An 18,016-nucleotide genomic window follows, 5' to 3' on the forward strand; every position below is an offset into this window, starting at 1 on the left:
CGCCTGGATCACTTGCCCCAGCAGGTGCTGGAGGCCTGGGCGGAGGTCAGGCTGTCGAGGCCGGCCATCTGCTGGTCGGTCACGAGCTGCTGTCCGGTGCTGAAGAAGTTCAGGCCTTCCGTGGTCTGCGGCTTCGCCCCGCCGCGGGCGATCTTGGCGATGGCCTCCATGCCGAGCGACGCCATCTTGGACGGGTACTGCTGGGAGGTGGCGCCGATGACGCCGTCCTTCACGTAGCCGACGCCCGTGCATCCGCCGTCGATCGAGACGATGATGACGTCCTTCTCCTTGCCGGCCGCCTTCAGCGCCTGGTACGCGCCGTAGGCCGCGGGCTCGTTGATCGTGTAGACGACGTTGATGTCGGGGTTCTTCGACAGGAGGGTCTCCATCGCCGAGCGCCCGCCGTCCTCGGCGCCCTGGGTGGGCTGGTGGCCGACGACCTGGTAGTCGCCGCCCTTGCCGCCCGTGTAGGTGCCGGTCGGAGCCTCCGAGCCGTTCTTGCTCTTGTCCGGGACCGTGATGCCCAGGCCCTTCAGGAAGCCCTGGTCGCGGTTCGTGTCGACCGAGACGATCTGGTCGGAGAACAGGTCGAGCATCGCGATGGTCGCCTTCTTGCCGTCGAGCTTCGCGGCGGTCCACTTGCCGATGAGCTCGCCGGCGGCGAAGTTGTCGGTCGCGAAGGTGATGTCGACGGTGTCGGGGGGCGTCGGCACCGTGTCGAGCGCGATGACATACAGACCGGCCTTGCGGGCCTTCGCGATCTCGTTGTTGACCGCATCGCCGTTGGGGGTGATCAGGATGCCCTTGTCTCCGCGCGAGATCGCATTCTCGATGGCCTGGATCTGGCTGTCGGTGTCACCGTCCTTCTTGCCCGCGGCGAGGGTGAGCGAGACGTTGGCGGACTGCGCGTCCTTCTTGGCCGCGTCCTCCATCGAGACGAAGTAGGGATTGCTGGTCGTCTTGACGATGAGCGTCACGCCGACCTTGTCGTTGGCGCCGGCGGTGGAGGCGCCGCTCGCGCCGCCGGAACAGGCGGCGAGGGAGAGAGCCGCGACAGCGGCGAGGGAGGTGGCCGCGATCAGCTTCGTGCGGCGAGTCATCCGGAGGGGCATCTTTGCTGTCCTTTGCTGGTGGGTGCTGACACCCTGACAACGGTGTCAGATGTATGTTTATCCCATCCGTCTGGGCCGCGCAAGAGCTGAGCGAGAAATACGACATCCTTCATGACATCGTTATCAACGAACCGGCCGCCCCGTGTGACGATCCGTGAGGTCGCGCACCGCGCGGGCGTCGGGATCAAGACGGTGTCACGCGTCGTGAACAACGAGCCCAATGTCGCGCCGGCCACGGCGGCGCGCGTGCGGGCCGCGATCGACGAGCTCAAGTGGGAACCGGATGCGCACGCGTCGAACCTCCGCCGCACGACGACGCGGACGAAGTCCGTCGGGCTCCTGCTCGGCAGCGTGGCCAACCCGTTCTCGGCGACCATCCACCGCGCGATCGAGGACATCGCCATCCATCGCGACGTCGCCGTCTTCGCCTCCAGCCTCGACGATGAGCCCGAGCGTGAGATCGCGGCCGTCGAGGCGTTCGTGCGGCGCAAGGTCGACGGACTGATCCTCACGTGCGCGGCGCACAGCCAGGCGTACCTCACCGAGCTCGTCCCGCCCGAGATGCCCGTCGTGTTCATCGACCGCGAGCCCGCGGACTTCGCGGCCGACACCGTCCACTCCGACAACGTCGGCGGCGCCGAGCTCGCGACGCGACACCTCCTCGGCTTCGGCCACCGCCGGCTCGCGCTGCTCATCGACCGCCGCGAGATCTGGACCGCCCGCGAGCGCGAGCGCGGCTTCCTCGCGGCGCTCGCCGAGTTCGGCGTCTCCGCGGACACCGCGACGATCGTCGCGGATCTCTCGGATCAGGATGCGGCGGAGCGCGCGGTGACGACGCTCCTCAGCGTGCCGGACGCACCGACCGCGATCGTGAGCGGCCAGAACCTCATCACGGTCGGGGCGGTGCACGCGCTCCGGCGGCTCGGACGGCACCACGACGTCGCCCTCGTGGGGTTCGACGACGTCGAGCTCGCCGATCTGCTCGAGCCCGGGCTCACCGTCGTCGCCCAGCGACCGCAGGAGATGGGCCGGGTGGCGGCTGATCGCCTCTTCGCGTCGCTCGACACCGGCCATCGCCTGCCGCCCGCCGCGAAGGTCATCCCGGTCGACCTGATCCCGCGGGGCTCCGGGGAGATCAGGCCCTGACGGTCGCCGGCGCCGTCTCCATCAGGAGGACGTTTCGTCGATCGCCGCATCCAGCGCCGCGTGCATGACCGCACGATCCGGGTCGAGACCCGTCCACAGCCGCACGTTGACGGCCGCCTGATTCACGAGCATCGCGCGACCGTCGAGCGTCTCGGCGCCGCGCTCGCGCGCCTCCCGCAGGAAGGACGTGTCGGGGGGATTCGGGATGACGTCGCACACCAGCATCCCGGCGGTGATCGTCTCCGGGACGACAGCCACGCGCGATCCGTCCGCGGGGACGAGCCCGATCGAGGTGGCGTTGACGACGACCTCGGTGCCGGCATCCACCGCGTACGCGCCCTGCCACGCGCGCGCCGCGGCTTCTGTCGACGTATGCTCGCGCACGACGCGGGCCACCTCCTCCGCGCGATCCAGTGTGCGGTTCACGACCGTCACGGATGCGGCGCCCGCGAGCGCGATCTCGACGCAGATGGCGCGCGCGGCTCCGCCCGCCCCGAGAACCGTGAACCGCCGCCCGCGCGGGTCGACGCGCTCCCGCAGGGCCTCGACGAAGCCCTGGCCGTCGGTGTTGTGCCCGGTGAGACCATCGGGTCCTGACACGACGCAGTTGACCGCGCCGATGAGCTCTGCCGACGGCGCGAGCCGGTCGAGCAGAGGGATGACGGTCTGCTTGTGCGGGAGGGAGAGGTTGAAGCCGATCCACCCCATCGCGCCGGCGCCGCGGACGGCCGCCTCGAGCGCACCGGGCGGCACGTCGCAGTTGACGTAGCGAGCGAGCATGCCGTGATGGGCATACGCCGCCTCGACCATCGCACCGGTCGGATTGTCGCCGGCCGGCGACGAGAACGACCCGGTCAGAGCGGGCATCAGCGGGGTGGGCTCGGGCATGTCGGAGCTCCTTCAGGCGGCGAGGTCGGATTCGGCGACGACGCGCAGCGCCTGCGCTGCGATCGTCAGGGCGGGGTTCATCGCGGCGCTCGACGGGAAGAACCCCGCGTCCACGATCCACAGGTTCGGGATGTCGTGGGCGCGGCACCATCCGTCGACCACCGAGGTCGCGGGGTCGTCGCCCGCCACCGTCGTTCCGCACATGTGGCTGTTCATCTCGATCCCGAACCACTGCGTGCCGATGATCTGATAGCCGACGCTGTGGAGCAGCCTCTTCGCGTTCCGCATCAGGCGACGGTGCGTCGTCACCCCGAGGGCGCGCCGATGCGTGACGATGCGGCCGCTCGCATCGACGAGCACGCGATTGTCCGGGGACGGCAGATCCTCGGCCATCACGAGCCATTCGACGCTGCGCCGGGAGAACTGCTCGAGAGCGGCGGTCGGCGCGAGCGGGACCTCGAGCTTCATCATCGAGCCGCGCACCTTGCCGACGAGCTGCATGACGCCCGCCGCATCCTCGTCGTGGTACCAGTCGTTGACCGACAGCGTCTTCTGGAAGATGACGTCGCTGCGCCGGCGCACGTCGAACGCCGCGATGTGCGCGTTGTTGTGCATCATGTAGTTCCGTCCGACGCGGCCGGAGGCGTTGGCGAGCCCGTTCGGATTCTTCTCGTCGGCGGACCGCAGCAGAAGAGCGGCCGAGTTGACAGCGCCGGCGGAGACGACGAAGCGGGATGCGGAGATCCGCACCTCCCCATCGGGGCCACTGCCGACGGCCGCGACCACGGTCCGGCCGGCGGCATCCGTCTCGAGGCGATCGATGCGCACGCCGGTGAGCAGTCGCAGGTTCCCGGTGGCGAGCCCGGGGTCGACGGCGCACGTCTCGGCGTCGCTCTTCGCGCCCAGGAGGCACGGGAACCCGTCGCATGTCCCGCAGCGGATGCACAGCCCGCCCGGGCGAAGGTCGACGCCCATCGCGTTGGCTGCCGGTGATACGCCCTGCCCGCGGAGCCGGTCCGCGAGATCGGCGATGTACGGCTCGTGCTCGAGCGCCGGGAACGGATACGGCGAGCTGCGCCACGGCTCCGTCGGGTCCTGCCCCGTGGTGCCGTGCACGCGGAACAGCTCCTCGGCCTGCGCGTAGTACGGCTCGAGGTCCGCGTACGTGAACGGCCATGCCGGCGAGAGACCGTTGGCATGCTCGGTCGCGGTGAAGTCGCTCTCGCGGAATCTCGGCAGACTCGCGCCGTAGACCTTCGTGCTGCCGCCGACGACGTAGTGCACGCCGGGCCTGTAGGCATGACCGCGCTCGTCGAGCCATGTCTCGTCGGGCTTGTAACGGCGGTCCCGGAACACCGCTTCGGGCGACCAGTTCTGCGGCTCTCGCCGGATGCGCTCACCGCGCTCGACGAGCAGCACGTCGATGCCCCGACGCGCCAGCGCGAGGGCCGTGACACCGCCGCCCATGCCGGAGCCGATGACGACGACGTCGGCGGTGATGGCCATGCCCGTCCTCTCCTTCGTTGTGTAACGAATGAATCGTGCGGCTAGGACTGCCGATTTCTCAACGGAATCGGCAGTATCTGTAGTGTGAATGGTTAACTGTTGGAGGGATGGTGCAGCGATGGGCAGACCCGCATCGGATGCCTCGCTCCTGTCGATCGCCCGGGCACTCGGGCTCTCGACAGCCACGGTCTCCAACGCCTTCAACCGGCCCGAACGGGTCGGTGCCGAGACGCTCGCGCGCATCCACGCCGAAGCGGACCGGATCGGCTACGGCGGACCGGACCCCGCCGCGCGTCAGCTGCGGCGCGGGCGCGCCGACGCGATCGGGCTCGTCCTGACCGACGAACTTCCGTTCGCCTTCGAGGACCACGCGGCCGTGGGATTCCTCGCGGGCGTCGCCCAGACGTGCGAGGAGAGCGGCCGCAGCCTCGTGATGCTGCCGTCCGGCCCGTCCGGCGCCCCGCCGCTCGGAACCGTGGCGATCGACGGCGTGATCGTCTATTCGGTCGCCGATCACGACCCCGTGCTCGCCGCGGCGAAGGGGCGCCGCATCCCGATCGTCGTCGTCGATCAGCCGCACGCCGATCCCGCGTGGGACTGGGTCGGGATCGACCATGTGTCAGCGGGTCGCGCGGCGGCCGAACACCTCGCGCGCCTCGGCCACCGGTCGGTCGGCCTCGTGACCCCGCGGCTGGGCCGCACTCGCCGGAACGGCCCCTGGCCCGGCGATGAGGAGCCCGCCTACGCCGTGCTGCGCGATCGGATCGCCGGCTTCCGATCGGTCTTCGCCGATCTCGGGGTCGTGCACCTTCCGATCGAGGAGCGGACCGTCTCGAGCGAGCAGGCGGGCGCCGCCGGGTTCGAGGCGCTGATGTCACGGCATCCCGACCTCACCGCCGTGTTCTGCCTGTCGGACGAGCTCGCGCTCGGAGCCCTGGCCCGGGCCACGGACCTCGGGATGGCCGTGCCCGGACGCGTGAGCATCGTCGGCGTCGACGATATCGAGCGCTCCGAGGCCGCGGGCCTCACCACGATCGAGCAGCCGCTGCAGGCGAAGGGCGCCGTCGCGGGACGCCTCCTCATGAGCCGCATCGACGAGCGGCTCGCGGGCGGGCGCCAGGGACCGGCGGTCGCGCGCACCCTTCCGACGACCCTGCACGTGCGGTCGACCAGCGCCCCGCCGAACTTCCGCTGACCGGACGCCTCAGCTCGGAACGTCGACGATCACGTCCGCCGTGTGGCGGCGGGCGCGGATGCGGGCGGCGTTCGGCTCGTCGACGGTCGCCACCCACGCCTCGGCATCCGCCCGCGACTTCCCGAACTCGACGTGCCGGTCGACAAGCCGCGCACGGCGGACATCGTCCGGGACGTCGGCGTACCAGACCTCGACCGCGACCTCGCGCACGAGCGACCACGGCTCGGCGTCGTCGAGCAGGTAGTTGCCCTCGGTGACGATGAGCGCGGGACCGGACGGGATGACGCGGTCTGCCGCGATCGGCTGCTCGAGGGTCCGCTCGAACCCCGGCACGTAGACCGGGTGGGAGGCCTCCGCGATGACCCGGCGGAGGGTGGCGAGGTACCCCCATCCGTCGAACGTCTCGATCGCGCCCTTCCGCGCGCGGAGGCCCAGCTCGTCCAGGCTGCGGTCGCCGAGGTGGAAGCCGTCCATCGGCAGCCAGGCGACGGGCACCCCGCGTGCCCGCAGCGCGTCGATGAGCCCGAGGGCGACCGTTGTCTTGCCGGCCCCTGGCTCGCCCACGATTCCGAGGACGACCCGATCGCCCCGAGACGCGAGGGCGGCGGCACGATCGACGAGGGCGGGGTCGACATCAGGCACGGCGGATCCTTCCGGGAGACCGCGACGGCGTGGGCCGGCCGCGAGAAAGGGATGCCGGTCCCACTGTCATGTCTGCTCGCCATGCGCCGGCCTTCCCGGAGCGAACGTACCGTGCGGTCGGCGTCGACGCATGTCCCGGGCGGCGGGGACTCCGTCGCAAGGGGGATGTGATCGCGACACGCACGCTGGAAGAATCGCCGACATGACGCTTTCCACCGAGGTCTCCTGGCGGCTCGACGGTATCGAGATGTTCGGCACGATCACGAAGCCGGCCGGCGACGGGCCGTTCCCCGGAGTCGTGTTCGTCGCCGGCAGCGGCCCGACGGATCGCGACTGGAACTCGCCGCTGCTGCCCGGCACGAACGGCAGCGCGAAGCTCATCGCCGAGGCGCTCGCACGGGCGGGGTACGCATCCATCCGCTACGACAAGCGCGCCTCGGGTCCGCATGTCATGGAGAACCTGCCGGCGATGATCGGGCACATCAGCATGCAGTCGCACCTCGACGAGCTCGTCGCCGCGGTCGCGGCCTTCGCCGCCGACGAGGATGTCGACGCGCAGCGGCTCGCGGGCTTCGGGAACAGCGAGGGATGCCTCCACGTCCTGCACTACGCGACCTCGGAGCAGCCGCATCCCTTCACCGCGCTCGTGCTGACCGGCGCGCCCGGCCGCTCGATCGGCTCCGTCCTCGTGACGCAGCTGTCGCAGCAGCTCGCGGCGACGCCCGACCTCATGGTGCTCGTGAACGAGGCCGTCGCCCGGTACGCCGCCGGCGAGCCCGCCGCCCCCGACGAGCGACTCCCGGAGCCGGTGCGCAACGTCTTCCTCGGCTTCGAGACGCCCGCGAACCTCCCCTTCGCGCGTGAGCTGTTCAACGAGGATGCGGCGGATTCGCTGCCGCGTGTCACCGTGCCGACCCTCGTGCTGATCGGGGGAAAGGACCTCCAGATCGACGTCCATGCCGACGGCGACCCGCTGCAGGCGGCGGCCGACGGCATGGAGAACGTGGAGTTCACGTTCCCCGCCGATGCGAACCACGTCCTCAAGCACGAGTCGCACACACGCGAGGAGGTGCTCGCCGGCCTCGGCACGCCCTACAACGACGACACCGCCGAGCTCGACCCGGAGGCGATGGCCGACATCCTGGAGTGGCTCGGCGAGACCCTCGGCTGAACCGACCCGGGTAGGCTCGTTGCCCATGGCCGCGGGCGCAACGATCCTCACCTTCGACGTCGAACTCGCGGACGTCGACCACGGCGTCTACGAATCCCTGTCGCTGCGCGTGGCGCAGCATCCCTCCGAGACGGACGCGTTCATGGTGACGCGCGTGCTGGCGTACCTCCTCGAATACGAGGAGGGCATCGTCTTCAGCGAGGGCATCTCCGCGACGAACGAACCGGCGGTGCTCGTGCGCGACCTGACCGGCGCGGTCACGGCCTGGACCGAGGTCGGATCCCCGGATGCGGAGCGCCTCCACTACGGCAGCAAACTCGCCGGCCGGGTCGTCGTCTACACGCACCGCGATCCGGTGAAGGTCGCGGCGCAGTGGTCGGGCAAGAAGATCCACAATGCGGACGCGATCGTGCTGCACAACTTCGATGCCGGATTCGTGGATGCCGCGGCCGCAGCGGTGTCCCGCCGGAACGCACTGACCCTGTCGGTCACCGAGCGCCGCGTGTACCTCGAGCTGAACGGCACGAGCCTCAGTTCGGACATCCACGACACGCGCATCGCCTGACGACCGGTCGTCGAGCGAGGAGCGCCGGCGACCAGCCGAACGCCGCACGCCGATCTCGCCGGTGTCAGCCCTCGCTGATCCGGCGCTGCAGGAGGATGCGCTGCCAGCCGTCGGGCACGCGGTCGGCGGGACCGGGGACGGTCTGATCGTCGGGGTGATGCTCCGGAGGCGGCAGCGGGATGCCGATGACTTCCGCGTCATCGAGGTAGTCCCAATACCACTGCTCGCCAGGCTCGAAGCTGCGGATGTAGCGGTGCCCCGTCGCGGCGAAGTGCGCGCGGGCGTGCCGTTCGAGGGAGTCGTCGCAGCATCCGACGTGCCCGCACTCGACGCAGCGGCGCAAGTGCACCCACCATCCATCCACGGCCTCGCACTCGAGGCATCCGGTCCCCGACGGGGGCGGAGCGTCCGCGAGATCGAGGGGGATGCGGGGCTCCTCGTCGACTGTCATGGCGCCCACTCTAGGCCCGTCCACACGCGCCGGGCCGACTCCATGGCCCCCACTCTGTCCCGATCCACCGTCACTGGTGTTTGCTGTAGGTGAGAGGCCTGAGGAGGCAGCCGTGTACACGTCGACGTTCATCTTCGAGGCGAAGCCGTACGACGCGGAATTCCACCGCTTCAACGACGAGATCGCCGCACGGGCACGACTCATCCCCGGATTCCTCGGCGAGGAGGACTGGTACAACGAGGAGACCGGCCTGCACTCCGAGGTCTACTACTGGGAGAGTCGCGAGGCCATGCAGCAGCTGATCGGGATGCCCGTCCACAAGGAGGCGAAGAGCATCCACGATCGCTGGATCGGCCCCTATCGCGTCGTCCTCAGCGAAGTGCTCTCGACCTACGGGCAGCCCGGACTCGGCCTCGCCCATATTCCGGAGACGGCATGAGTGCCCTGGAGCAGTCGCTCCTGTTCGGGACGACGGTCATCATCCTGGCCGGCACGCTCGTCGTGTTCGTCGTCCAGTACATCCGCCGCTACGGCCGCAAGAAGGACGACGACTGAGTCAGGGCTGGAGGTTCTCCAGATCCTCGAGGAGCGAGGGATGCGTCGGCTCCCACCCGAGCGCCTCGCGCGTGATGATGCTCGTCGACGGCTGGTCAGTGGCGAATGCGACCCCGAGCGGCCCGAACGACTCCTCAGGGAGTGATCTCACCGGAAGGCCCAGCCGGCGCCCGATCACCTCGGCCATGTCCCGCACAGCGACACCCTCGTCATCCACCGCGTGCCACGCCGTGCCGGGCGGTGCGAACTCGAGCGCGAGACGGAAGACCGCCGCCGCGTCCAGGGCGTGCACCGCGGGCCAGCGCTGCGCGCCGTCGCCCGGATAGCCGACGACGCCCGATCGCCGGGCCATCTGCGTGAGAAGGCCCGCGAAGCCACCGGTCCCGTTGTTGTGCACCGTGCGCGGCATCCGCACGGCGATGCCCCGCACGCCGTCCAGGTCGAGCACCGACTGCACCGTGACGGCGCGACCGGCCACGGGGCCGGACGCGAGCTGCGGGTCGTCCTCGGTCGACGCACGGCCAGGCACCGCGGGTGTTCCCGCGACGGTCACCAGAGGACGGTCGCCGCCGCGCAGGGCGCCCGCCATCGCGTCGACGGCCGCCGCCTCCTGTGCGATCGCACGGACGATCGCCTCCGGTGTCGTGAAGTCGTTGTCGAAGGCGAGATGGATGACCCCGTCTGCCCCGCCCGCGACCGCGCGGAGGACGTCGAGGTCGGCGAGATCGCCGCGCACCGGCTCGGCACCCGCCGCTCGCACGACATCCGCGGACGCGTCGGACCTGGTGAGGACGATCACGTCGTGCCCGTGTTCGATCAGCTCGGCGACCACCGCGGAGCCGATGAGTCCGGTTCCGCCGGTGACGAAGATGCGCATGGTGTCCTCCACAGTGATGGGAGTCGTCTCATCCGGACCGAGTCAGTCGCGCAAGACGATCGTGATGCGCCTTCCCGCTTCGATGACCCCGGGGCCTTTGTCGGGCGATGGTGCGGGCGCGGGGATCTCCTGCTCGACATCCCACTCCTGGCGGGCGTCGTGCGCGGTCGGCGAGAAGACCTCTTCGATCCCGAAGAGGCCGCCGCCCGCGATTCCGCGGCCGCGGTGCTGACGCCGGCGCGTCGAGAAGGCGGAGGCGATGATCACGATCGGCACCGCGACCACGACCGCGATCGACCCCCATCCGAGCACTTCGTCCACACCTTCACGCTACGCGCGGCAGCGCCGATCCGCCTCCCCCTCACGATGGAACCCGCCACGGCGGGATGATGGTCGCATGCATCGCGGGCGGCTGCGCTTCCAGGAGCGGGATGCGTCGCGCGCGGACTGGATGGAGCTCTTCTTCGACCTCGTCTTCGTCGCGCTCATCGGCCAGCTCTCGGCAGGACCGCGCACGACCCCGACGTTCGCCGCGCTCGGGATCTTCCTCGCGCTGTTCGCCTCGGTGTGGTGGTCGTGGGTCAATCTCACGTTCACCGTCAACATCCAGGTCGGGATGTCACGTCGCGCCCTGGCCGGATTCATGCTCGCGGCGATGGCCGCCGTCGGCGTCATCGCCGTCGCCGCGCCCGAAGCCGTCGGGGACCGTGCGTGGCTCTTCGCGCTCGGCAACGCGGCGCTGCGCGCCATCATGCTCGGCCTGTGGGTGCGCAACAGCTGGGGCACCGGTGTCGGCTCCCGCATCCGGGTGCTCGCCTACAACGGCGGCACCGGGATCATCTGGCTCGTCTCCGCGTTCGTTCCGTCGCCCGCGCGGTTCGTGCTGTGGGCCGTGGCCATCGCGATCGAGATCGTCCTGCTGTTCGTCTCGGCCCCCGGATTGCTGCGCCGCATCGGCGCGATCAACGTCGAGCACCTCGCCGATCGGTTCGGCACGCTCGTCATCATTGCGCTCGGTGAATCGGTGCTCGCGATCGTCATCGCGGTGTCGACGTCGTTCACCCCGATGTCCGCGCTCGCCGGACTCTTCGCGCTCGTGATCACCGCCGGCCTCGCGTGGGCGATGTTCATGTTCGGCATCGACGCGATGCGCACCGGACTCGGTCAGCTCGTCGCCCGAAGCGACGCCCGCGGAGTCGTCGAGACGGTCGCGTTCCTGCCATTCCTGCTCGTCGCCGGGGTGATGATGCTCGCGGGCGCCGTGTCGCTGGCCATCGACGCGCCGGCAGTGCCGCTCCCGGCATCCGCGGCCGCCGCGCTCGGCGGCGGCGTCATCCTCTTCTACGCGACGAACGCGGCGATCTCCCTCCGCTACGGCACGCCGTGGCGCACCGTCCTGCCGTGGGCGATACCGGCGATCATCCTGCCGCTCGCGGTCGGCTTCCTGGCTCTCGTCGTTCCCGCGGTCTGGGCCGCCGCCGCGATGGCGGTGGTGATCGCCGGGATCGTCACGCTCTCCGAGGTCCGCGCGCGGGCCTTGGATGCGGCGTCCTGAGCGTCGTCAGAGGCCGGTGGCGCCGCGCACCCGGTGGCCGACGGCGATGGATTCGCCGCTGATGGAGCCCGCCAGCGGGGAGGCGAGGAAGGCGATCAGATCGGCCACCTGCGCCGGCGTGCACTGACCGCTGCGCCCGAGTTCGACGTCGGGAGATGGCATGTCGACGACGATCCCCGGGCTGACGGCGTTGACCGTCACCCCCGACCCTGCGACCGCGTCGGCGAGGTTCTTCGCGGCGATGACGAGTGCCGCGTTGCGCACGGAGCCGGTGACGTTGCCGATGAGGAACGCGTTCTGACCGCTGACTCCGATCACGCGGCCGTAGCCCGCATCCACCATCCCGGGGATCACGGCGTTCGCGAGCCGCAGGAACGTGAGCGTCTTGGCGGCGAAGGCCTCGAGGACCTGCTCCGGGTCCGAATTGCGCGCCGGGTCGAGGGTGCGCGCGCTCGGCGCCGCGGCGACGACGAGGGCGTCGAGGCGCCCGTGCTCTTCACGGATCCGCGCGAGTCCGGATGCGACGGACTCGTCGCTCGCGGCATCCATGACGATCCCGTCCTGGGCGTGCCGCGATGCGGGAACCACGACCGCTCCTTCGGCGCGCAGCCGCTCGACGACCGCACTCCCGATGAGCCCGTGCCCGCCGACGACGAGCACGACGCGCTCATCAAGCCGAAGATCCATGTCGTTCCCTTCGTCGAGTACCGCTCCACTGTAAGTCGGCTCGGCGCGCGCGTGATGTTTCGATCGACATCGAAACATTGGAGCGACCGCAGCGCGGGGACGAGGCTCACCTCATGACCACTTCACCTACCGCTTCGAGCACCGCACCGACCTTCGCCACCGCTGCGGAACTCCTCATCGGCACCCGTGGCACCCGCCGCTTCGAAGGGCGCGACTTCGGCGCCGGCATCTCCTACTTCTTCGTCGACAACCAGCCCGGCGAGGGTGCCGACCTGCACTGGCACCCGTATCCGGAGACGTGGCTCGTCATCAGCGGCACCGCCCGCGCGACGATCGGCGGCGACGAGTTCATCCTGCGCGACGGAGACACCGCGACCGTTCCGCCGAACACGTGGCACGGCTTCGTCAACGCCGGCCCCGGGAAGCTGCAGCTCCTCGGCATCCACGCCTCCGACACCATCATCCAGACCTTCGCCGACTGAGGGGACCCGCCTGTCGTTCCAGGCAAAATCCCCTGCACGATCTAACGGGATCTCGGTGTGATCACCTCTTCTCATTGACTTGCGGCATATGGCGGGAATCGCACAGCGCATTCCCGCCATAAGCCGCAAGTCGATGGCACAGGATCACCCCATCCAGGAGTCGCGGCCGAAGCGCTCCCAGCGCTCGACGACCTTCGGCGCACCGCCGTCGGCGGAGGGCTCGTACACCGGGCGTCCCTCGATGAAGACGCGCTGCACGCGCGAATCGACGTCGAGCGGGTCGCCGGACCACACGACGACGTCGCCGTCGCGGCCGACCTCGAGAGCCCCGACCCGCTCCTGAAGCCGAAGGATGTCAGCCGGATTCGACGTCAGCGCCGCGAGGGCGGTGGATGCCGGCAGCCCCTCCCGCACCGCGAGGATCGCCTGCAGACGGATCTGGTCGATCGGCACGACCGGGTGATCCGTCGTGATCGCGACCTTGACGCCGGCGGCGGCGATGAGCGCCAGGTTGCCGATCGCGCGGTCGCGCAGTTCGACCTTCGACCGGGACGTGATCAGCGGCCCGAAGATGACGGGGATGTCCTTCTCCGCGAGCACGTCGGCGATCTTGTGCGCCTCGGTGCCGTGGTTGACGACCAGCTTGTAGCCGAACTCCTCGGAGATCCGGATGGCGGTCGCGATGTCGTCGTGGCGGTGGCAGTGCTGGTCCCAGAGCAGGTCGCCGGCGAGGACGGCGGCGAGCGTCTCCTTGCCGAGGTCGCGCTCGAAGGGCTCCTCCTTCGCGGCGGCCGCATCCCGCTTCGCCGCGTATGCCTCCGCGGCCACGAACGCGTCGCGGATGACGGATGCGACGCCCAGACGCGTCGCGGGGGTCTTGCTCTTGTCGCCCCACACGCGCTTCGGGTTCTCGCCGAGCGCGGACTTCACCGAGACGTCCGACGCCAGCACCTGTTCGTCGACCGTGCGGCCGCCCCACGACTTGATCGCGACCGTGCGACCGCCGATCGGGTTGCCCGAACCGGGCTTCACGACGACCGTCGTCACGCCGCCGCGCAGGGCGTCGCGGAAGCCGACCTCCTCGATGTCGATGCCGTCGATCGCACGGAACCGCGAGCCGTTGGGGTCGGTCATCTCGTTGGTGTCGTTTCCTGACCAGCCCTCGCCGTCCTCGTGCACGCCGAGGTGGCCGTGCGCCTCGACGAAGCCGGGGACGACCCAGCTGCCCGCGGCATCCACGACCTCCGCGCCCTCCGGGATCACGGTCTCGGGCCCGCCCACCGCGGTGATAACGCCGTCGGTGACGACGACGGTCCCACCGGAGATGGGGTCGGAGGAGACAGGGACGACGTAGCCGTTCGTGACGGCGAGGATGCGGGTCATCATCTGTTCAACCTACGCCCGCGTGCACGTCGATTAGCCTGGGAGGGAAGAGCGGAGGCCGACGGATGCGGGTCACATCGAGCGCCGACTGGCGGGGGAACCTGGAGTTCGACACTCCTGTGCTGGTCGCAGACATCCTTCCCGGTGAACCGGCGAGGTGCTCGCTGTGCGTGTATGGGACCGATCCGTGGCCGCGCACCGAGCTGTGGGCCGTGAAGCTGCACCATCCCAAGCACCACGACGGCGATGTGCGCTTCTACTGCGCGGAGCACGTGCCGGCGGCGAAGGCCGCCCCCGAGCCCATCGCACAGCCGGCGAAACGCTCCTCCCCGCGCTCGAGTGCGGTGCGCGCACCGCGGACGCCCCGGCCGACTCCGGCCGCCGAGCGCCCGCGCGCGGTCTGCCCGAACTGCTTCATCGAGGTGCCGCCCACGGGGATCTGCGGGATGTGCGGGGAGACGGTCCCTCTCGCGGGCTGACACGCGATGACCCCCGACGTCACGAGCGCGCCGCGCATCCACCTGCCGGCGATGGACCTCGCGGTCGACATCGGGTTCTTCGTGCTCCTCATCGTCTCGGGTGCGCGCTACTTCTCGCACCATCCGCTGCGCGGGGACGCCGCATCCATCACGGTCCTCGTGCTCGCGATCGGCGCGGGGGTGAGCTACGCGGTCGCGGTCATCGGTCCGCACCGGGCGCCCACCTCGCGATCGACGGCGCTCCGCGAGTTCGCGACCCGGCAGGGCATCGGCCTCCTCGCGGCGACGGCGTTCTGGATCCCTCTCACGATCCTGGCGCCGTCCTTCGGGTGGTGCGCGTTTGCGCTCTTCTTCGCCGTTCACCGCGTGCTGCGCGGCCCCATCGCGTACGTCGTGTCGAGCCTCGTCGTGATCGCCGTCAGCATCGGACTGTTCATCATGTCGGAGGGCGAGGATCTCGGACTCGTCCTCGGGCCGTTCTTCGGCGGACTGGTCCTCACGTACGCCTATGCCGCCCTCGACCGGGCGATCTCGTCGCAACGGGCGCTCATCGCCGAACTCCTCGACACGCGCGAGCAGCTCGCGCGGTCTGAGCGGGACGCCGGCGCCCTCGCGGAGCGCAACCGGGTGGCGAGCGAACTCCACGACACCGTCGTCCAGCGCACCGCGAGCGCGCTGCTGCTGCTCGAGGCGGACGATCAGCGCCCGGGCGGATCGTCCGCGGTGGTCGTACAGGCGCGGGAGGGACTGCGGGAGGCGCTCGTCGAGACCCGGCAGCTGCTGCACGGGCTCGCCGACGCCGGCCCCGCGACCGAGTCGCTGCCCGCGCTTCTCGCCTCTCAGGCCGCGGCCGCCGGTGCGGGTTTCGCCATCGTCGGCGAGGAGCGAGCGGTGCCCGGCACCGTGACCCAGGCGCTGCAGCGCGTCGTTCAGGAATCCCTGATCAACATCGCAAAGCACGCGGATGCGGAGACCGTCCGCGTCACCCTCACCTACTTCCCGGATGCCGTCGGCATCGACGTCTCGGACGATGGCGTCGGCTTCGCCGCCGCGGACAAGGCGGACGACGCCGATGGGTTCGGCATCCGCGCGATGACCTGGCGCATCCAGAATCTGGGCGGCGAACTGACGATCGAGTCGCGCACCGGCGGCGGAACGGTGGTCGCCGCCAGCGTGCCGACCGTCCCCTCCGAAGGGGCGGCTCCGTGATCCGCATCCTGCTCGTCGACGATCACCCGGTGCTCCGCCACGGCGTCGTCGCGCTCCTCGGCACGCAGCCCGACTTCCAGGTCGTCGCAGAGGCCGGATCGGCCGACGACGCGACACGGATGGCCGAGGCCTACCTGCCCGACGTGGCCCTCGTCGACCTGGACCTCGGCGCCGACAAGCCGACCGGGTTCGACGCGACCGGGGGCATCCTGCGCGCGAGCGCCCGCACGAAGGTGCTGATCTTCAGCGCGTACGACTCGGATGCCGACATCGTGAAGGCGATGGATGCGGGTGCCATCGGCTACCTCGTCAAGGACAGCCGCCCGCCCGAGCTGTTCGGCGCCGTACGGGCGGCCGCGGCCGGTGACTCCGCCCTCGGCGGCCGGGTCGGCGCGCGGCTGATGCAACGGCTCGATCGCCCCGACGACACCCTCACGCCCCGCGAGCTCGAGGTGCTGACCCTCGCGGCCTCCGGCCTGTCGAACCGCGATCTCGCGAGCCGCCTCCAGGTCAGCGAAGCGACGGTCAAGACGCATCTGCACCACGCGTTCACCAAGCTCGGCGCCGACAGCCGACAGGCCGCGATCGCCACGGCGGTGAAGCTCGGCCTCATCCGGCTCTGAGCCGCGTGCCCCAGTCAGCTCGCAGGGAGGTTCAACCTTTCGATTGACGGGTCGCGCGAATTCGGTTCATAACGTGGAAGACATGAACCTCAACACGATCTCACGCCGCGCGGTGCTCACCGCATCCACCATCGCGATCGCCGCTGTCGGCGTCCTTCCCGCCACCGCCGCGTTCGCGGACGCGCCCGCCACGGCGACCGTCTCGGCCGGCCAGAAGGCCGTCGCCCAGACGCCGTCCGACGTCCTCGCCTCGACCCCGTGGAAGACGACGAGCGCGCTCGACGCCAACGGGAACAAGGTCGCCCTCGACAACCCGGCCGTCTCGAACTTCGTGGGCTGGGCCTACTTCAAGGCCGACGGCACCTTCACGATGTACAACCTCGACAACAGCCCGAAGATGCACGGCGACTGGACCGTCCCGGCCGACGGCTCGTCGCGCTGGATCGCGGCGAAGGACGCCAACGGCAACGTGCTCTTCCAGCGCGTCGTGCCGATCGTCGAGCTGGACAAGCACGCGTTCACCTACCGCGTCTTCCCGAACGCGGCCGACACGAGCGTCTACTACGACATCGTGCACACCCCGACCAACCACGTCGAACCCGGCACCGACGCGAAGGGCCCGGGCACGAACGGCACGCAGGGCAACCAGGGCAACGGCGGCTACCACTTCAACAACGGCAACCAGCACTGAGTTCTGACAGACGGATGCGGGGCGCGAGCGATCGCGCCCCGCATCCGTCTCTCCGTCGCGCTCAGCCCGGAGGGCCGTTCAGTCCTCAGGCGGCCAGGCTCCCGACGCGACCTCCAGCACCGTGCTGATCGCCTCGGGGTTCGCCATCACACGGAAGTGGCCGCCGTCGTCGAGCGTGAGATTCCGCGCGCCGTCGAGACGTGCCGTATGCGGAATATGCGGGTCGAACTCGCCGGTGATCGTCGTGATCCGGGAGTTGATCTCGAGCAGCTCCTGCAGGTGGACCGTGGTCGGGTGCTCCGGCGAGAACTCGCGCAGCGCCGGCACGGTCATGAACCGTGCGTAGTCGGACCCCTCGAAGGGCGTGCAGATCGCGACCATCGAGCGCACGCGGTCGTCGGGATCGAACTCGGCCATGAGGTACTTGCCGATGAGGCCGCCCTTGCTGTGCGCGACCAGCACGACGTCGCGCAGGTCTTCGCCGGCGATGTGCGCCGCGACGATCTCCGCGGCGTCGGCGACCGGACGGTTGTTGCGATGCAGCTCGGGAACGACGTGCACCGGGTGACCTGCGTCATGCAGCGCATCGATGAGCGGCCGCAGGAACCCCCACGTCTCCCAGACGCCGGGCAGCATCACGACCGGCCGCGCGTCACCGGTGCGGAGCACGTCTACGCGCCCGGGATGGACGGTCGCGCGCACCTGCCAGTACGCCGCGTACACATAGTCGCGGGCCCACCACGACAGCGCACGACCGATCGAGACCATACGCCAACGATATCCGCGTGGGGGGATGCCG

Annotated in this window: 21 protein-coding genes; 11 read left to right on the top strand and 10 right to left on the bottom strand. The window is 70.1% G+C overall.

The genetic code is table 11. From position 1 onward, the window contains the following. Positions 1-8 precede the first annotated feature (8 nt). On the bottom strand, positions 9-1,112 hold the full coding sequence (locus QSV35_RS01035; protein ID WP_419956803.1) for a substrate-binding domain-containing protein: 1,104 nt from the start codon (positions 1,110-1,112) through the stop codon (positions 9-11). A gap of 111 nt (positions 1,113-1,223) precedes the next feature. On the opposite strand from QSV35_RS01035, the gene QSV35_RS01040 reads away from it, so the two are divergent. After that, on the top strand, positions 1,224-2,258 hold the full coding sequence (locus QSV35_RS01040) for a LacI family DNA-binding transcriptional regulator (protein ID WP_286285801.1): 1,035 nt from the start codon (positions 1,224-1,226) through the stop codon (positions 2,256-2,258). Positions 2,259-2,279: 21 nt separating this feature from the next. On the opposite strand, the gene QSV35_RS01045 is transcribed toward QSV35_RS01040, so the two are convergent. Both QSV35_RS01045 and QSV35_RS01050 read right to left on the bottom strand, forming a co-directional pair. Next, on the bottom strand, positions 2,280-3,146 hold the full coding sequence (locus QSV35_RS01045; protein WP_286285803.1) for a shikimate dehydrogenase family protein: 867 nt from the start codon (positions 3,144-3,146) through the stop codon (positions 2,280-2,282). Positions 3,147-3,158: 12 nt separating this feature from the next. Further along, positions 3,159-4,652, bottom strand: a complete 1,494-nt coding sequence (locus tag QSV35_RS01050; protein ID WP_286285805.1) for a GMC oxidoreductase — start codon at positions 4,650-4,652, stop codon at positions 3,159-3,161. 118 nt (positions 4,653-4,770) lie between these two features. On the opposite strand from QSV35_RS01050, the gene QSV35_RS01055 reads away from it, so the two are divergent. Further along, positions 4,771-5,847, top strand: coding sequence for a LacI family DNA-binding transcriptional regulator (locus QSV35_RS01055; RefSeq protein ID WP_286285807.1), 1,077 nt, complete (start codon positions 4,771-4,773; stop codon positions 5,845-5,847). Between the two features lie 9 nt (positions 5,848-5,856). On the opposite strand, the gene QSV35_RS01060 is transcribed toward QSV35_RS01055, so the two are convergent. Beyond that, positions 5,857-6,489: a nucleoside/nucleotide kinase family protein gene (locus tag QSV35_RS01060; RefSeq protein WP_286285809.1), complete on the bottom strand. Its 633-nt coding sequence runs from the start codon at positions 6,487-6,489 to the stop codon at positions 5,857-5,859. A 202-nt stretch (positions 6,490-6,691) separates the two neighbouring features. On the opposite strand from QSV35_RS01060, the gene QSV35_RS01065 reads away from it, so the two are divergent. Together QSV35_RS01065 and QSV35_RS01070 are read left to right on the top strand one after the other, a co-directional pair. Further along, positions 6,692-7,660, top strand: a complete 969-nt coding sequence (locus tag QSV35_RS01065; RefSeq protein WP_286285811.1) for an alpha/beta hydrolase family protein — start codon at positions 6,692-6,694, stop codon at positions 7,658-7,660. A 25-nt stretch (positions 7,661-7,685) separates the two neighbouring features. Next, entirely contained in the window at positions 7,686-8,225 is a 540-nt protein-coding gene (locus QSV35_RS01070; RefSeq protein WP_286285813.1) for a YaeQ family protein, read from the top strand. Positions 8,226-8,289: 64 nt separating this feature from the next. Here the strand turns inward: QSV35_RS01070 and QSV35_RS01075 are convergent, their stop codons facing one another. Further along, on the bottom strand, positions 8,290-8,676 hold the full coding sequence (locus QSV35_RS01075) for a UBP-type zinc finger domain-containing protein (protein WP_286285815.1): 387 nt from the start codon (positions 8,674-8,676) through the stop codon (positions 8,290-8,292). Between the two features lie 112 nt (positions 8,677-8,788). Between QSV35_RS01075 and QSV35_RS01080 the strand changes: the two genes are divergently transcribed. Further along, positions 8,789-9,115, top strand: a complete 327-nt coding sequence (locus QSV35_RS01080; protein ID WP_286285816.1) for an antibiotic biosynthesis monooxygenase family protein — start codon at positions 8,789-8,791, stop codon at positions 9,113-9,115. Between the two features lie 117 nt (positions 9,116-9,232). On the opposite strand, the gene QSV35_RS01085 is transcribed toward QSV35_RS01080, so the two are convergent. After that, positions 9,233-10,108, bottom strand: a complete 876-nt coding sequence (locus QSV35_RS01085; RefSeq protein ID WP_286285818.1) for an SDR family oxidoreductase — start codon at positions 10,106-10,108, stop codon at positions 9,233-9,235. Between the two features lie 42 nt (positions 10,109-10,150). Continuing rightward, positions 10,151-10,429, bottom strand: a complete 279-nt coding sequence (locus QSV35_RS01090) for a hypothetical protein (protein WP_286285820.1) — start codon at positions 10,427-10,429, stop codon at positions 10,151-10,153. A 76-nt stretch (positions 10,430-10,505) separates the two neighbouring features. Between QSV35_RS01090 and QSV35_RS01095 the strand changes: the two genes are divergently transcribed. Next, positions 10,506-11,663, top strand: a complete 1,158-nt coding sequence (locus tag QSV35_RS01095) for a low temperature requirement protein A (RefSeq protein ID WP_286285821.1) — start codon at positions 10,506-10,508, stop codon at positions 11,661-11,663. Positions 11,664-11,669: 6 nt separating this feature from the next. Here the strand turns inward: QSV35_RS01095 and QSV35_RS01100 are convergent, their stop codons facing one another. Then, positions 11,670-12,350, bottom strand: a complete 681-nt coding sequence (locus QSV35_RS01100; protein ID WP_286285823.1) for an SDR family NAD(P)-dependent oxidoreductase — start codon at positions 12,348-12,350, stop codon at positions 11,670-11,672. Positions 12,351-12,463: 113 nt separating this feature from the next. On the opposite strand from QSV35_RS01100, the gene QSV35_RS01105 reads away from it, so the two are divergent. Further along, positions 12,464-12,832 (top strand): cupin domain-containing protein, encoded by a 369-nt coding sequence (locus QSV35_RS01105; protein ID WP_286285825.1) that lies wholly within the window; start codon positions 12,464-12,466, stop codon positions 12,830-12,832. A gap of 144 nt (positions 12,833-12,976) precedes the next feature. Here the strand turns inward: QSV35_RS01105 and QSV35_RS01110 are convergent, their stop codons facing one another. Further along, positions 12,977-14,218 (bottom strand): amidohydrolase, encoded by a 1,242-nt coding sequence (locus QSV35_RS01110; RefSeq protein WP_286285827.1) that lies wholly within the window; start codon positions 14,216-14,218, stop codon positions 12,977-12,979. Positions 14,219-14,280: 62 nt separating this feature from the next. On the opposite strand from QSV35_RS01110, the gene QSV35_RS01115 reads away from it, so the two are divergent. From QSV35_RS01115 to QSV35_RS01130, 4 genes are all read left to right on the top strand, one after another. Further along, the gene (locus QSV35_RS01115) at positions 14,281-14,694 is read left to right on the top strand and encodes a glucose-6-phosphate dehydrogenase (RefSeq protein WP_286285829.1); all 414 of its coding nucleotides are present in this window, start codon (positions 14,281-14,283) and stop codon (positions 14,692-14,694) included. 6 nt (positions 14,695-14,700) lie between these two features. Next, positions 14,701-15,903 carry a sensor histidine kinase gene (locus QSV35_RS01120; RefSeq protein ID WP_286285831.1) on the top strand — a complete coding sequence of 401 codons (1,203 nt, stop codon included), beginning with the start codon at positions 14,701-14,703 and terminating at the stop codon, positions 15,901-15,903. Further along, complete coding sequence (locus QSV35_RS01125; RefSeq protein WP_286285833.1) at positions 15,900-16,526, top strand: response regulator; 627 nt, start codon at positions 15,900-15,902, stop codon at positions 16,524-16,526. The genes QSV35_RS01120 and QSV35_RS01125 overlap by 4 nt, the downstream gene beginning before the upstream one ends. Positions 16,527-16,608: 82 nt before the next feature. Further along, a complete protein-coding gene (locus QSV35_RS01130) occupies positions 16,609-17,217 on the top strand; it encodes a DUF4822 domain-containing protein (RefSeq protein ID WP_286285835.1) in 609 nt (202 codons plus the stop codon). A gap of 78 nt (positions 17,218-17,295) precedes the next feature. Here the strand turns inward: QSV35_RS01130 and QSV35_RS01135 are convergent, their stop codons facing one another. Continuing rightward, complete coding sequence (locus QSV35_RS01135) at positions 17,296-17,985, bottom strand: alpha/beta hydrolase family protein (RefSeq protein WP_286285837.1); 690 nt, start codon at positions 17,983-17,985, stop codon at positions 17,296-17,298. Positions 17,986-18,016: the final 31 nt, after the last annotated feature.

It is taken from the genome of Microbacterium candidum, assembly GCF_030315975.1.
Classification (GTDB): Bacteria; Actinomycetota; Actinomycetes; order Actinomycetales; family Microbacteriaceae; genus Microbacterium; species Microbacterium candidum.

Excerpts from the sequence above, each read along its gene's own strand:
- QSV35_RS01035 (WP_419956803.1), bottom strand. The coding sequence starts at position 1,112 with ATGCCCCTCCGGATGACTCGCCGCACGAAGCTGATCGCGGCCACCTCC.
- QSV35_RS01040 (WP_286285801.1), top strand. The coding sequence starts at position 1,224 with ATGACATCGTTATCAACGAACCGGCCGCCCCGTGTGACGATCCGTGAG.
- QSV35_RS01045 (WP_286285803.1), bottom strand. The coding sequence starts at position 3,146 with ATGCCCGAGCCCACCCCGCTGATGCCCGCTCTGACCGGGTCGTTCTCG.
- QSV35_RS01050 (WP_286285805.1), bottom strand. The coding sequence starts at position 4,652 with ATGGCCATCACCGCCGACGTCGTCGTCATCGGCTCCGGCATGGGCGGC.
- QSV35_RS01055 (WP_286285807.1), top strand. The coding sequence starts at position 4,771 with ATGGGCAGACCCGCATCGGATGCCTCGCTCCTGTCGATCGCCCGGGCA.
- QSV35_RS01065 (WP_286285811.1), top strand. The coding sequence starts at position 6,692 with ATGACGCTTTCCACCGAGGTCTCCTGGCGGCTCGACGGTATCGAGATG.
- QSV35_RS01070 (WP_286285813.1), top strand. The coding sequence starts at position 7,686 with ATGGCCGCGGGCGCAACGATCCTCACCTTCGACGTCGAACTCGCGGAC.
- QSV35_RS01075 (WP_286285815.1), bottom strand. The coding sequence starts at position 8,676 with ATGACAGTCGACGAGGAGCCCCGCATCCCCCTCGATCTCGCGGACGCT.
- QSV35_RS01085 (WP_286285818.1), bottom strand. The coding sequence starts at position 10,108 with ATGCGCATCTTCGTCACCGGCGGAACCGGACTCATCGGCTCCGCGGTG.
- QSV35_RS01095 (WP_286285821.1), top strand. The coding sequence starts at position 10,506 with ATGCATCGCGGGCGGCTGCGCTTCCAGGAGCGGGATGCGTCGCGCGCG.
- QSV35_RS01100 (WP_286285823.1), bottom strand. The coding sequence starts at position 12,350 with ATGGATCTTCGGCTTGATGAGCGCGTCGTGCTCGTCGTCGGCGGGCAC.
- QSV35_RS01105 (WP_286285825.1), top strand. The coding sequence starts at position 12,464 with ATGACCACTTCACCTACCGCTTCGAGCACCGCACCGACCTTCGCCACC.
- QSV35_RS01110 (WP_286285827.1), bottom strand. The coding sequence starts at position 14,218 with ATGATGACCCGCATCCTCGCCGTCACGAACGGCTACGTCGTCCCTGTC.
- QSV35_RS01115 (WP_286285829.1), top strand. The coding sequence starts at position 14,281 with ATGCGGGTCACATCGAGCGCCGACTGGCGGGGGAACCTGGAGTTCGAC.
- QSV35_RS01120 (WP_286285831.1), top strand. The coding sequence starts at position 14,701 with ATGACCCCCGACGTCACGAGCGCGCCGCGCATCCACCTGCCGGCGATG.
- QSV35_RS01130 (WP_286285835.1), top strand. The coding sequence starts at position 16,609 with ATGAACCTCAACACGATCTCACGCCGCGCGGTGCTCACCGCATCCACC.
- QSV35_RS01135 (WP_286285837.1), bottom strand. The coding sequence starts at position 17,985 with ATGGTCTCGATCGGTCGTGCGCTGTCGTGGTGGGCCCGCGACTATGTG.